This is a genomic window from Paenibacillus sp. PvP094, from assembly GCF_040546835.1.
In the GTDB taxonomy this organism is placed as follows: domain Bacteria; phylum Bacillota; class Bacilli; order Paenibacillales; family Paenibacillaceae; genus Paenibacillus; species Paenibacillus illinoisensis.
In genome coordinates this window covers 5,500,328-5,514,512 of sequence record NZ_JBEPOM010000001.1, presented here as the reverse complement: position 1 = coordinate 5,514,512, position 14,185 = coordinate 5,500,328, and the positions used below count along the sequence as shown (strand labels likewise).

The window sequence follows — 14,185 nt, the reverse complement described above, 5'->3', positions numbered from 1 at the left end:
AATCCGGTTTTTATGTTTTATCTTAGGAGTACTACAAGGACGATATGAACTATAGTGATTTATAATCTCGGATGATCACATCTATAACCCGTTTTCCCCAGTTGGATGACTCCGAACCTGGTTCATTGCAGGCATAAGTGATAAGTGCTTTCCATAATGCCCATCCTCTCGCACGGTTAATCATATCTTGGTCAGCATTCATTCGGCGGAGGAAAATATCACGACTCCTATCATCAAAAAAGTTCCATGCCATCACCAGGTCGCTGGAAGGATCACCTACGCCCATCGTTCCGAAATCAATGATGCCGCACAATCGGCCGTCTTGTACGAGCAGATTTCCTACAGCAACGTCACCGTGCAGCCAGAGTGGTGTGGCATCATATTTTGTGGCAAGGGCAAGCTCCCATATTTCCAATAACAGCTTTGGATCGTACGGACTGGGTAAAACGTCAATGACGGATCTGGTGTCCTGGTCATAAACAGCCAGGTTTCCGCCGCGATGAAAATTTTGGATGCCTGCGGGAATACCTTGGCTTGCATCAATCGCTTCCAGTTCAATTAGAAAACCAGCGAGATCCTCAGCAAATGTGTTCAGATCCGTTATATTTTCAACTGTGACTGTGCTGCCTTCAATCCATTGGTTAACAGACCAGGGAAGAGGATATGCTGCCGTAGGCTCACCTTTTGCAATCGGTGCCGGAATCGGCAAGGAGAGATAAGGCTTGAAAATGGGCAGCCACGTCAATTCTTTTTGAACAGCAGAGGCATATCGCTCATGACTCGGTAAACGAACAGTCATCTCATTTCCTAATCGATAGGTCCGATTATCGTGTCCACTTTTGTCCACGGGTGCTATGGTTAGGTGTTTCCACTCGGGAAATTGACTCTGGATCAGCTGACGTACCAGTTCAGTCGTAATTTCAATCATTTCACTCGCCCCCTGCGGAAGTCGTTAGGTGTTTGTTGATGCTGTTTTTTGAAAGACTGAATAAAGTGATTCACATGATTGAAGCCCACTCTATGGGCTATCTCCGTTATAGTATAGTCGGTCGAGCTTAATAACTCACAGCTTTTTTTAATTCGATACTTAATCAAGTAGGCATAAGGGGTCATATGAATTGTACGCTTAAAACTTCGGGTGCATTCCGAAACACTCAGATGAGATGCATCGGCGATCTCTTGTAATGTAATCGGATCTGCATAATGACGGTGGATGAAACTGAGCATGAATTGAAGTCTCTCCTGTTGACGCTTCACGTTCACTGATGCTTCCTCTGTCGATAGCGAAAAATTGGAGATTATAGTCAGCCACAGCTGTACCGTCTGAATGGAAACCTCGTACTCCCAGCCCCATTGTTTGGTCATCTCAAATTTTGTTTTCATATCCCAAAGCATTTCAAGTACTTGAATTTCCCATGTAACTTCGCCTTTGATTACAAGGGATACAAAGGACGAGTTGGTATAGGGGAGGACATAGTTTTTCTCCATGGCACTATCAGAGTAGAAAGCCAGCAGTTTCTCCGGAAAATTAAAACTGACATACTGTCCGTTATGCGTCAAATGGGTCGTAACATGAAGAATGCTTTTATTGATCAGAATGGCCTGACCTGTATGTAATTCATGATCCATCCCGTTAACCTGGATCACCAGTGTTCCTTTGGTAACCAATGTGATCTGTAGATCTTCATGCCAATGCAGGTCGTTGAACCCTCTTCCTTCAGGGATGCTATCGTGGACCGTATGCGTGTACATGAAATAAGGGAAGGAAGTATCGGGATATTGGATGGTCTCATGCAAGGGTTTCTCCATGGAGTTGATTCCTTTCAATTGACGATATATCGATATAAATGAAAGATATTATTGCACTAATGATCGATAAGCGGTGATATTATTATATCAGATCTTAAGGTTATCAATACATCCTGTGCACAGACGATTGGATAAAACATCCTGGAGGATTTACATGTGAAAATGAAACAATCGTCGTTACCGCTCCATCCGTATATATTGCTTTTGATCAGCATCCTGTCTGTTTCGATCTCATCGATTATGATCAAATCATCAGATACGGCAACCGCTGTGGCTGGAATGTACAGATTGTACATATCCGTAATCATTATGCTTCCTTTTGTACCCTGGAAAGCCCTTCTGATCTCTAAGATGAACAAGAAAGACTGGGTTACCGTAGGGGTAGCAGGGCTATTTCTTGGATTACATTTTTTATTTTGGATGGAATCCTTGGTCCATACTTCGGTGGCGAGTTCTATGGTCATCTTGTCATTGCAGCCTTTATTCGTAATGATGGGCTCTTATTTTATGTTTAGAGAACAAAACAGCATGCTAACGATCTTTAGTTTAATTGCTGCCCTCATTGGTTCAATCATTATAGCTTGGGGGGATCTGGGGATTTCGCGAGAGGCGATATTAGGAGACGGACTATCCTTGTTGGGAACCATTTTGGTTTCTGCTTATATGCTTGCAGGACAGAAGGTCAGTCGTAAAATAGATTCGAATTTATATAGTATCCTTGTTTTTTTCCTGGGCGGGACCGTGATGCTGGTTTATTGCTTGTTCAATCAAATCCCTATAGTGGGATACCGCTCTTCGGATTGGACCTATTTCTTGTTGCTCGCCGTAATTCCAACCATTTTTGGTCAGAATATTTTTAACCTGCTATTAAAAACGATCGGCGCTACGACAGTTTCTGTAGGGATTATTGGGGAACCTGTTCTGGCAATTCTTCTGGCTTATCTATTTTTGGGAGAAACGATATCTGCATTTCAATTAACAGGCGGATTGATTACATTGTTCGGCATGGGCATGTACTTTTGGATCCGCTCCTCAAGTCATTTCGCAGCTAAACAAGAATGGATTTAGTGTATGATATTGGAATAAAACAAAAGATGAGGAGATTATATACATGGCAACCATTGATGATTTTATGAAGCTGGATATCCGCATTGGAACAATACTTCATGCTGAGTTTTTTGCAGAGGCAAAAGTGCCGGCGATCAAGCTGGAGATTGATTTTGGAGAAGAGATTGGTATCAAGAAATCGAGTGCACAAATTACGAAAAGATATGAAGCGGAAGTGGTCATAGGGAAACAAGTTATTGCTGTTGTTAATTTCCCTCCGCGCCGGATCGCCGGATTCAAGTCGGAGGTATTGGTTCTAGGAGGGGTACCCGAAAAAGGGGATGTCGTGTTGTTAAAACCGGATACTGAATTACCACCAGGAACACCTATAGCGTAAAAAGATTTTTGGTTTATCGATCAAACTAAAAATCGTACGAAGTAGAAGCATCAAATAACGACGTTATATAGAGGCTATTTCTAGACATGTTTATCTGTCTGTGAAAAATGATACGACGATAGAGCCGTAACAAACGGGCTTTCCTTTCATTCATCTTCGTATAGTGCACCATGAACACTGCCATGCCAATCGATAACATGTAAAGGATGGAAAGGCCGGTTAACATCACCTTTCCGGCTTTTGGGGCATCCTTTTTATCCTGTAACTGGATGGACATGAGTCCAATGGTCTCTACACCGCCATATGCATAAAACGCGTAGAGAAGTGAAGACCAGAAGGCTGGAAACTTGCCTGGGAACAGTTCTGCGGCTGAACTTGGCATGCCTGGCCGTTCATTGCTTCCCCCATGGATCCAGCCTAATAGTGCTGCTGCAACTAGCAGAATAAACATGACAATAGCTGCGGTTTTGACCACAGCGAGAACATTCTCTATCTTGTCAAACCATTGTGTCCCAAGTAGGACAACAAAAATGGAGAGTACGGCATACCCCGCCGCAAAAACCCAGAGTGGAACATTAGGAAACCAAAATCGGGAGAGAATGGACAAAGCCGTCAGCTGGCTTCCCATAATTAAAATTTTGGTACTCCAATAGTTCCATCCACAGCCAAAGCGAGCCCAACGTCCAAAGGCTTTGCCTGCATAATAACAGAACGAACCTTCCTGAGGATCTGCAGTCGTCATTTTGGCCAGGAAGTGAAACACAATGTAGGTACCCAGAGCGGCGATCAAAAAGGATAACACCATTGAAGGTCCGGTCTGTTGATCCCTATTCCCGAACCCAGAAAGTATCCGGTACCAATCGTACAGCCGATGCCAAGCAGGGATAGCTGCCACCATTTTAAGTTTCCCTTCTCCTTACCTTCAGATGAAGAGGAAGCATCTTGTGCAGCACAACTTAAATCCGTCAAAGTAGGTACACCTCTCTTCTCAGATAAGGTGAACCAATAGGAGATAAAATATGCCTCAACTTGTTACGTACGCTTTTTCGGGAAAAGAATACGGGTTCGTTGACACAGCTCTAAATGGTGTCTTACAATCTAAACGTCATTACATGGTGTCTAATCCCACAACCGTCTACCCCCATAGAAAATCAAGATGGATCCGTCTCAATAAAAGTTGAACTTGAATGTCCAAGTTATGGCTGTATTCTATGAATAAATAAATCGGAGGGTTCTAACGCATGAGCGAATCTAATCAGGAGTACATCGTACTCACTGGTGCAAGGGAGAACAACCTCAAGAACGTTTCTTTGCGCATCCCCAAGCGTAAAATTACGATCTTCACCGGAGTATCCGGATCCGGCAAGTCATCGATTGTCTTTGATACAATTGCGGCAGAATCCACTCGATTGTTGAACGAAAACTTCAGTATGTTCGTTCGTACGTTTCTGCCTCGTGTTCCCCAGCCAGATACCGATGCCATTGAAAATCTGAGCATGGCGGTGATTGTGGATCAGAAGCGGCTCGGCGGCGGATCTCACTCCACAATGGGAACAATCACCGATATTTCACCTATCCTTCGTCTTCTATTCTCTCGCGTTGGACAGCCTTATGTCGGGCCAGTAAACATGTTCTCGTTTAATGATCCGCAAGGCATGTGTCCTGAGTGCAACGGAATCGGACGCAGACTTGGCGTGGATATGAGCAAGGCTGTGGACATGGAGAAATCTCTAAACGAAGGGGCGCTGATGCTCCCGGATTATGCCGTGGATGGCTGGGATTGGAACATGGTGCTGCAATCAGGAGACTTTGATCCCAATAAGAAGTTAAGTGAATACTCGGAAGCGGAATTGGACCTTCTTTTATATGGTAAGGCAAGAAAAGTAAAGATGGATTTCGCTGGTAAAGCAACGAATATTACCGTAGAAGGTGTTATTGAGAAATTCACGAACAAGTACATCAAGCAGGATGTGAAGACGAAATCGGAACGTACTCAAAAAGCGGTTATGCCGTTTATCTCTGAAGGTCCTTGCTCCAGCTGTAACGGTGCGCGACTTAGTCAGGCAGCACTCAGTTGCAGAATTCATGGACTGAATATTGCGGAGATGTCTGCCATGGAAGTGGGCCAGCTTATTCGCACCATCCGGGAAATGAATGATGCAGTTGCAGCACCGATCATTAAGTCTTTGTTGGAACGACTGCAGCATCTAGTGGATATCGGACTGGACTACCTGACATTGGATCGTGAGACAGATACGTTATCCGGCGGCGAGTCGCAGCGTGTCAAAATGGTGAAGCACCTAAGCGGCAGCCTTGTCGATGTCACCTATATCTTCGATGAGCCCAGTGTTGGCTTGCACCCTCGTGACGTACACCGATTGAATGAATTGCTTCAAAAGCTGCGCAACAAAGGTAACACCGTGATTGTTGTTGAGCACGATCCGGATGTCATCAAGGTTGCGGACCATATCGTGGACGTCGGACCTTACGCTGGTAAACGCGGTGGTACCATTATATATGAAGGAAGTTTCAGTGGATTGCTGGAATCTGGCACTCTGACTGGCAGACACATGAAGCGGCCTTTGCAATTAAAACACGACTGCAGGCAGCCATCTGGCAAACTGCATATTAAAGATGCAACTTTGCATAACTTGCAGAATGTAAGTGTTGATATTCCGACCGGAGTGCTTACTGTCGTCACAGGTGTTGCCGGATCGGGAAAAAGTACGCTTATCAACGAGGTGTTTCTCAGTCAGCATGCAGATGCAATAGTAATCGACCAGTCAGCAGTCGGTGTATCCACACGGTCGAACCCGGCAACGTACACGGGCATTATGGATGACGTGCGCAAAGCGTTTGCCAAGGAAAATAAGGTGAATCAGGGCTTGTTCAGCTTCAATTCCAAGGGAGCGTGTGACAACTGCCAAGGACTTGGTGTCTTATATACAGACCTTTCCTTTCTGGACAGCGTGAAGCTGCCATGCGATGTATGCGAAGGCAGAAGGTTCAAAGACGAAGTGTTGGAATACAAACTTGGTGGCAAGTCGATTGCTGAAGTGCTGGAGATGACCGTTGAGCAAGCACTCGAGTTTTTTCAATTAAAAGAAGTGGTACGCAAGCTTCAGGCGATGAGCGATGTCGGATTGAACTATATTACACTTGGCCAGCCGTTAAGCACACTCTCAGGCGGGGAATGCCAAAGAATCAAACTCGCAAGTGAACTGCACAAAAAAGGTAGTATTTATGTAATGGACGAACCAACGACAGGTCTTCATATGTCGGATATCGGTCATCTTCTGGAGATCATGAACCGTCTCGTGGATGCAGGCAACACGGTTATTGTGATTGAGCATAATCTCGATGTGATCAGCCAGGCCGATTGGATTATCGATATGGGACCGGATGGAGGAAGCAAGGGGGGACAAGTTGTATATGAAGGTATTCCTTCACAGATCATCCGTGCAGAACAGTCGATTACTGGGCGATACTTGTCTATGAATTGAAACATTATTGGCTGTCCAGCCATATGATTGAGAACGTCTAATGACTGTTTACTTAATGGAACAGAAACATACTTACGGAGGTTTACTTCTATGTTGATCAGAGAGATTGAAGAAAGAGATAATCAACAGGTGGAACATCTGATCAGAACGTGTTTGATCGAATTTGGTGCGAACAAACCAGGGACAGCCTGGACAGATCCACATTTGGGAGACTTCTATAATCTGTACCAGAATGCGGGGTCTAAATATTGGGTAGTTGAGCAAGATGCTGTGGTCGTAGCGGGCTGCGGTATTGGTCCGATTGACGGTTATCCTCAGATTTGTGAGCTGCAAAAGATGTATGCATTCCAAGAAACCAGAGGTACAGGGATCTCAAGTGAATTACTGCAGGTTGTCCTTGATTATGCGAAAGATCATTATGAACAATGTTACCTGGAAACCCTGAGCAATATGACGGCAGCCAACAAGTTCTATGCCAAAAATGGATTTATTGCATTAGACAAGCCCTTGAATGGATCTGAACATTATGCATGTGATACTTGGTATTTGAAAACATTATAAGTGATCTGATTAGCTCGGATATGTGCTTTACCGATAGACTCTGAGGGATAGGGTTTATCGGTTTTTTATCTTTATAAACCACTGCAGGCAGGTCAACAATAGCTACCTGCATACATTTACCTTTTTATGTATAATCAGAGTGTGAAATGGTTTATCCATGAGCTTGTAACTAATAATTAAGAATTTAATGGAGGAGGGAATATATGCTCGCTATCATCTTAATTTTGGGTTTGCTCTTTATTGTTGTGTACTTGCGTGCGATCTATATGAAGCTTGAAAGAATAGTTGAGGTCTTGGATCAAAAAACGGAGTAATGAGAGTAGATTGCAGTGAACCCGAATGCAAAGGGCTCTGCAACTCTTATCATGTCAATAAAGTAGCTGCGTCAGTCTAGAATTGCTACATAGTAAGAGGATGTTTTATAAGAATTTATTAACTAACTATAGGGCAATAAAAACTGATGAAAATACTAAATTGAGCCAGTTGCCAAAATAATTCACGCGACTGGCTCATTTAGGTATGGAGATGCTCTAAACCAGGTAACCCATGATCAATAGAATTGATAGAGTCGTACGCCGTGCGAAGGAATATTCATCTGTAGAACGTCTTCAGTAAGTTCGGCTGGCGTTTCATTCCACAGCTCGGTGCCCGAGGTGAAGCCCGTAAGACCGATGTCATCAACAGACAGACTTACCGGGAGCTCTGAATCACCTACATTGAATAATGCAGCATAACGGGATTGATCAGCGGCTTCTGCTGTCCAGACAATGAGATTGCCTTGACGCAGCCTTTCCTTGGCTCCATGGCTATCCTGATTCAAACGCAGCACTTCCTTGTTGGTTAACAGGGATAGGGTCCATTCGTCACAGTCGCGAAGCTCACCGCCGAAAATGAGCGGAGAGCGGAAGATGCTCCAGAGCGACATCATGGTCAGCTGCTCATCCCGTGTGAAACGAGTCCAGCGATCCGCGCCACCTCCGTCAACGGACCGGATGCCGATATGGCCGAGCGGGAGCATGTCGCAGTCCGGCCAGCATCCCGCCTCAGGGATACCTTGCCAGGTTCGGCAGCGATCAAACATATCCAGCAGCAGAGGCCATTGATCCCAGAAGTCATCCGTGACCCGCCACATATTGGCATGTTCAGCGAAGAACGCGGAGTATTCCACAGGAGCTGGACCAGGAGAGAGACTCAGTACCATAGGCCGGCCGCAGCGTTCGATGGCTTTGGAGATTAGCTCGATCTCAGGCTGATGGGTATCATACAGCCTGGATGCAGCGATGTCGTCTACCTTGACCAAGTCCACGCCCCATTCGGCGTAGAGTTCAAAAAGAGAGTCGTAATAGGCCTGCGCACCTTCCTTCGATGCGTCAACACCATACATGTCCGTATTCCATGGACAGATCGAATTGGTATGTGCAATATCACGTGCTGTAACGGTGGTATTCAGAATAGGGGTAGCTGCATGTGCAGCCTGCCTTGGAATCCCGCGCATAATGTGAATGCCGAATTTTAATCCAAGACTATGTACGTAATCGGCTAATGGCTTGAATCCTTGACCGCCTTCAGCAGAAGGAAAGCGGTTCTCAGCAGGCATAAGCCGGGAATATTCGTCCATCACCAAAGGAACAAAAGCCCGGTATTGAGAGGAATTTGCATAAGGTTCATACCATTGGATGTCGACGGTAATGTAGTTCCAGCCGAAGGGTTTGAGATGTTCAGCCATGTATTCCGCGTTCCCGCGAATTTCTTCTTCCGTTACGGCCGCACCGTAACAATCCCAGCTGTTCCAACCAAGCGGTGGTTTGGGTGCTGCATGCTTGTGATTCATGGGAAATCTCCTTTACTGATTAATTATTGCTCTGGTTAAGTTCATATTAATCAAGGAGACTAGCAATATCTATGGTAATCTTGGAAGCTGAATAGTACTATATTGCTGTTAATCATAGAACAGTTTACGATAAGCAAGGCTCTCGCCTCCGCTGCGGAACTCCCCTGGTGTAAGTCCGGTCATGGTACGAAATGCTTTAATAAAATAACTTCCGCTGGAATACCCGATACGCTCGGCAATCATGTCAATGCTATGCTCGGTTCCCCGAAGCAGTTCCATGGCTTTATCAATGCGAATGCGAGTTAAATAAGCTACGGGAGTAAGTCCCGTGCTGGCCGAGAAGCGCCGAATCAGATGATATTTGGACAAAGAGACATGTTCGGCTAACTGATCGATACTAATCATTTGTGAATAATGCTGCTCTATAAATTCAGCTGCACGCTTGACGTTATCCGGCCATGTATGCTTGTTCCGCAGAGTCGTAACCTGTAATCTGGCCAGCTCCGTCATGAATTGATATACCGAAGAGGATGCGATCAAGGGATCGGAGATTCGGCCTGCTGCTGCATCATTTACAATCATTCGCAACAACTTAACTGGTGCACAGTCTGCAGGGAGATAGGGGACTTCCCCTGCTTCGCGCAAAAATTTACGCCAGTGAGGCAGAATTAGATTCGGCCGGAAAAGCAAAAACAGAAATTCCCACGGTTCTCTGGATTCAGGGTGATAGTAGTAGCGATGGGGTCCAGGGATTTCGGCAAGAAAAGCCTGTCCGGCAGAGACACGGTGCTGCTGTTCTCTTGATTCGTATACTCCCTGACCAGAAAGCGTGTACTGGAAAAGAAGGAGAGGCCCATCGCTTCGTGTCAATCCATCCCAATGATAGGAAGGATTGCTGATGCTATCAGAGCCTGCGGCATATAATATACATAGTTGCAGTTCCGGATCTTCAACGAATCGAAAGCCATATGTACCTTTTGGTATGTCCATGAATATCTCCTTATGGGTCTAAGAATATATGCGATCTAGCTTGTGGAATAAGTATGATTATAATAAAAATCGTGGCCGTTTGTTATGTTTACTGTTCGCACGGGAGTATTTCATGAATCTGACCATGAGCTGGACTGATAGATGAAACGTTCCAAAATTCTTTTGGTCAAAGGCATGAAGATATTCAATATGAATCCGCCTAAACAAACGGTTAGGATCGTTCCCATCCCGATGGGTCCTTTTAGGATCAACGCTAATCCAAGAAAAATAAGATAAATGCACGTTCTGGCTACAAAGAGATTCGTTCGCATAAGTTCCTGTACAATTAATGTTAATCGGTCCAAAGGGATCGGTGCAAAATGGGTCAATAAGTATGTGGCAGTTCCTATTCCGATGAGGATCAGGCCGATGACCATGTATGCCCATTTAGTTAGCCATAACTCAGGTACAGTCCAGCTATGCAATAGAAATAGCCAAATATCGATGCCAATTCCCGTAACGAATGCGGTCAACAATCCTAAAACTTCCGGTCTGCTTCTCCGTATGAGCGAATTACAACATAACAGAAGTAACGCTATGATAATCTCCCAGCTGCCTACAGAGAGCCCCACCTGAACAGATAAACCTACCAAAAGAGCGTCAAACGGGGATGTCCCTAGATCGGAATGGATTGTGAGTGAGATACCAAGAGTCAATATCAAGATTCCAACGCAAAAAAATACATATTTCAACTTAATCCACCTCTTTTTATGTTTTTTTGTTGCAAATACAACATGTTTGGAGTAGGTTTAATATAACCACTTTTTATTGCATTTGCAACAAAAAAGTGAGGGTTCAAAGCGGAAATAGAACTACGAAAAAACTGTTTATTTCATAAAGGGGCGATATCTTAACATGACAATAAAAATTACAAAGTGCAGTCGTGAAGATCTGCAGACACTCCAAAAAATCAGTATAGACACGTTTCATGATACATTTAAAGATCAGAATACGCCTGAGAATATGGAGGCATATTTGGCAAAAGCATTCTACTCGGAACAACTGGAAAGGGAGTTGGCTAATCCATCTTCAGACATTTATTTTGTATATTTCAACGAAGAACTAGCTGGCTATTTAAAGGTCAATGTCGATGATGCACAATCCGAGAAAATGGGGGAAGAGTTCCTTGAGGTTGAGAGGATCTATATTAGAAGCCAGTTCCAAAACCATGGGCTGGGTAAGCATTTATTGAATAAAGCAATCGAAATAGCGATGGACAAGAACAAAAGCAAAGTTTGGCTAGGGGTATGGGAGAAAAACAGGAAGGCCATTGATTTTTATTACAAGATGGGATTTATCCAGACAGGAGCCCATTCCTTTTATATGGGGGATGAAGAGCAGACCGATTTTATGATGAGTAAAACTCTCGTATAGCATAGCAATACATCGCAGTTCATGCATTGTGAAATCAAAAGATGAGTACAGAAAAAAAGAACCTGAATACTGCATTCAGGTTCTTTTTTATGGTACACGCAGGGAGAGAAAGCTTACTGATAAATGAATGATTGATTTCACTCACATGGCCTCTTCAATCTCTGGCAATGCCTTGGATACATAAGAGGATCTCATTCGTTGATTCACATACAGAACGAGGCCAAGAGCGATCCAACCCGTACCAAGAAGCAAAGAGGAAGCTTCAAGTTGAGTGATGAGATATAGAATGAACAAGGCGCCTAACAAGGGAAAGACCATTCTCACAATCCAGTCCTGCACACTGCGTTTTTTCTCGCGAATGATGTAGTGACAGATGACGGAAAGATTAACGAACAGGAAGGCCGTTAGCGCACCGAAACTGACAAACATGATGGCGGTCTCCAGACTAATGAATAAGGCAGCCAGGGAGATGATGCTGACCAGCACAATGTTGAACACAGGTGTACGGAATTTGGGGTGAACAGAACTGAATTTCCGAGGAAGCAAGGAGGATCTACCCATGACAAACAGCAGCCTTGAAACGGTAGTCATGGAGGACATGCCCTGTGCGAGAACGGAGAAAATAACGACAAAGGTGAAGATGGATGCAAGCGTTCCTCCGCCTATAACCTGCATTAATTCGAATCCTGCAGCGTCCATATGTGTAAAAGTGAACGAGGGATACATTTGTTGAATTAAATATGCTGTTGCAAAATACATGATCCCGGCGACGCTAACGATAATGAGGATGGCCCGAGGTATCGTTTTTTCGGGTTTTCGCGTTTCTTCCGCCATCGTTGTAATGGAGTCAAAACCAAGGAAAGAGAAACAAACAAGAGATGCACCCGCCATTACGGCGGAGAAAGGAACTCCATCTACGGAATGAAGAGGATTAAATCCTGCGGATACTCCTTGTGTCACTGCTTTGTATACGAGAAATGCACAGAAGCCTGCTATAAAAATGATCTGCATCAGAACAAAGATTTTGTTGACGTTTGCTGACGTTTTGATGCCGATGATGTTGATAGTCATCACAATTAGGGTTAGAAGCACAATCCAGACAGGAGAAGGGATGGAGGGAAACTGAGCATGTAGATTAATGCCAAACATGAGGACAGCTACAATGCAGGAAAACAGATAATCAAGCAGAATCACCCAGCCCACCAGAAAACCGATAAACGGATTCATGGCCTGGCTTACATAGGTATACGCCGAACCAGACACTGGAAAAGCTTTGGCCATCTGCCCGTAGCTGCCAGCTGTAAATAGAATGGCTACAAAAGCAAGAACATAGGCAGCCAGGAGCATACCATGTGAACCCTCATGCAGCACGCCGAAACTTGTGAAAAAAATCATGGGAGACATCCAGGCCAGCCCCAAGGTCACCACATGGCTCAAGGAGAGATTTCTTTTTAGTGTTATATTTTGTGACATTATAAAACCTCCTTCAGAATCGAGAATGATACATCGTAATGCTATGTCATGACACTTCACATTTTTACAGGGGTTTTATCAAAAATCAAGTTATTTTTTTAGAGATACACGAACATTAGTTCATTTTTAATAGTAGGTATTTCGTTTTTTTGCGAAGAATATGAAAAAAGTGCAAGTGTAATTGGTTTTTTATCGCATATTTTTTTAAAAGTATTGTGAAATGTAATTTTACGTGTTAGTATTCATAACATCAATTAAATAAAATGTTTTCTAGGGTTCCGAGCCGTCCACTGGCTGACTGGTCCGAGAGAAAACGCATTGGGAGATTAAAACCTGATGTACACGGCGGGATAAAAGCCCGGGAGAATCGATCAAAGAGCAATCTTTGATGTTTCTCCCGGGCTTTTTTCTATACTTTTCTACAGGAGGAATGAACAATGACAGCCTTATTTACAATGACGATGCAGCCTGGAAGCAAATGGTCTGCTCATGTAGGAAGAGGAAAATCCATTACATTAAAGGCAACAGGGGATCGAGCCAATGTGTCGGCATTGTTCTTCCATGCACATGATCCAGCGGAACGGTACAACATGCCCGATACGCTCAAAGCCCAACACACCGCTTTTTTGACAAGAGGCAATATATTGATGACGGATCAGGGAAAGGCGCTTGCTTCCATTACGGAGGATTCGGTAGGCTGGCATGATCCTTTATCGGGATATACAACCCGAGAGGGTACGGATGAAAAGTATGGGAAGACCACATATCAGGATCACCGCAATGACTGGCTTAGAAGCGGGGAAGAGAACTTAAAGGTTGAACTGTTCCGGAACAATCTGTCACCACGCGATATCGGGGTTACGGTCAACTTTTTCTCCAAAGTCGTTTGTGAGCTGGACGGAACGATGAATTACTCGCTGCAGGAAACGGCAGAACGCTCAGTGACCATCCGCACAGAAATGGATATGCTGCTCGTGTTATCGAACACACCTCATCCACTTGATCCTTCGGGACAATACCCGGACGCATCCATCGTTGTTTCCGTTGCAGATGCTGAACCTGTCACTGACATGGACCCGTGTGTACTGCACTGTGATGAGAATCGGAGAGCCTTTGAAAATACGTGGAACGCATATGCTTTGCTGAAGGGAGCCAACTAAT

At 44.4% G+C, this 14,185-nt stretch carries 12 protein-coding genes, 1 pseudogene and 1 riboswitch; of the genes and pseudogenes, 6 read left to right on the top strand and 7 right to left on the bottom strand.

The genetic code is table 11. The annotated features are described in order from the left end of the window. Positions 1 to 49 precede the first annotated feature (49 nt). Together ABIC22_RS25015 and ABIC22_RS25010 are read right to left on the bottom strand one after the other, a co-directional pair. Positions 50 to 928, bottom strand: coding sequence for an aminoglycoside phosphotransferase family protein (locus ABIC22_RS25015; RefSeq protein ID WP_354484613.1), 879 nt, complete (start codon positions 926 to 928; stop codon positions 50 to 52). Beyond that, positions 925 to 1,809 (bottom strand): AraC family transcriptional regulator, encoded by an 885-nt coding sequence (locus ABIC22_RS25010; RefSeq protein WP_354484611.1) that lies wholly within the window; start codon positions 1,807 to 1,809, stop codon positions 925 to 927. The genes ABIC22_RS25015 and ABIC22_RS25010 overlap by 4 nt, the downstream gene beginning before the upstream one ends. Positions 1,810 to 1,971: 162 nt before the next feature. Between ABIC22_RS25010 and ABIC22_RS25005 the strand changes: the two genes are divergently transcribed. Both ABIC22_RS25005 and csaA read left to right on the top strand, forming a co-directional pair. Continuing rightward, positions 1,972 to 2,877 carry a DMT family transporter gene (locus ABIC22_RS25005; RefSeq protein WP_354486086.1) on the top strand — a complete coding sequence of 302 codons (906 nt, stop codon included), beginning with the start codon at positions 1,972 to 1,974 and terminating at the stop codon, positions 2,875 to 2,877. Between the two features lie 43 nt (positions 2,878 to 2,920). Next, entirely contained in the window at positions 2,921 to 3,253 is a 333-nt protein-coding gene (gene csaA, locus ABIC22_RS25000) for a chaperone CsaA (RefSeq protein WP_354484609.1), read from the top strand. A 101-nt stretch (positions 3,254 to 3,354) separates the two neighbouring features. On the opposite strand, the pseudogene ABIC22_RS24995 reads toward csaA, so the two are convergent. After that, a pseudogene (locus ABIC22_RS24995) lies at positions 3,355 to 4,222 on the bottom strand (amino acid permease); the annotation flags it as partial. 272 nt (positions 4,223 to 4,494) lie between these two features. On the opposite strand from ABIC22_RS24995, the gene ABIC22_RS24990 reads away from it, so the two are divergent. Together ABIC22_RS24990 and ABIC22_RS24985 are read left to right on the top strand one after the other, a co-directional pair. Next, positions 4,495 to 6,756, top strand: coding sequence for an ATP-binding cassette domain-containing protein (locus tag ABIC22_RS24990; protein ID WP_354484607.1), 2,262 nt, complete (start codon positions 4,495 to 4,497; stop codon positions 6,754 to 6,756). Between the two features lie 90 nt (positions 6,757 to 6,846). After that, positions 6,847 to 7,317, top strand: a complete 471-nt coding sequence (locus ABIC22_RS24985; RefSeq protein WP_127535750.1) for a GNAT family N-acetyltransferase — start codon at positions 6,847 to 6,849, stop codon at positions 7,315 to 7,317. 550 nt (positions 7,318 to 7,867) lie between these two features. Here ABIC22_RS24985 and ABIC22_RS24980 read toward each other — a convergent pair. From ABIC22_RS24980 to ABIC22_RS24970, 3 genes are all read right to left on the bottom strand, one after another. Further along, positions 7,868 to 9,148 carry a glycoside hydrolase family 27 protein gene (locus ABIC22_RS24980; protein ID WP_354484605.1) on the bottom strand — a complete coding sequence of 427 codons (1,281 nt, stop codon included), beginning with the start codon at positions 9,146 to 9,148 and terminating at the stop codon, positions 7,868 to 7,870. A 108-nt stretch (positions 9,149 to 9,256) separates the two neighbouring features. Next, a complete protein-coding gene (locus ABIC22_RS24975; protein WP_354484603.1) occupies positions 9,257 to 10,138 on the bottom strand; it encodes a helix-turn-helix domain-containing protein in 882 nt (293 codons plus the stop codon). Between the two features lie 110 nt (positions 10,139 to 10,248). Next, a complete protein-coding gene (locus ABIC22_RS24970; protein ID WP_354484601.1) occupies positions 10,249 to 10,869 on the bottom strand; it encodes a YczE/YyaS/YitT family protein in 621 nt (206 codons plus the stop codon). 163 nt (positions 10,870 to 11,032) lie between these two features. Between ABIC22_RS24970 and paiA the strand changes: the two genes are divergently transcribed. Continuing rightward, positions 11,033 to 11,551, top strand: coding sequence for a spermidine/spermine N(1)-acetyltransferase (paiA, locus tag ABIC22_RS24965; protein ID WP_354484599.1), 519 nt, complete (start codon positions 11,033 to 11,035; stop codon positions 11,549 to 11,551). A 141-nt stretch (positions 11,552 to 11,692) separates the two neighbouring features. Here the strand turns inward: paiA and ABIC22_RS24960 are convergent, their stop codons facing one another. Next, positions 11,693 to 13,024: an APC family permease gene (locus ABIC22_RS24960; RefSeq protein WP_354484597.1), complete on the bottom strand. Its 1,332-nt coding sequence runs from the start codon at positions 13,022 to 13,024 to the stop codon at positions 11,693 to 11,695. A gap of 259 nt (positions 13,025 to 13,283) precedes the next feature. Beyond that, positions 13,284 to 13,391, top strand: a riboswitch (guanidine-I (ykkC/yxkD leader). Positions 13,392 to 13,461: 70 nt separating this feature from the next. Here ABIC22_RS24960 and ABIC22_RS24955 point away from each other — a divergent pair. After that, entirely contained in the window at positions 13,462 to 14,184 is a 723-nt protein-coding gene (locus ABIC22_RS24955) for an urea amidolyase associated protein UAAP1 (protein WP_354484595.1), read from the top strand. The last annotated feature ends 1 nt before the right edge of the window (position 14,185 follow it).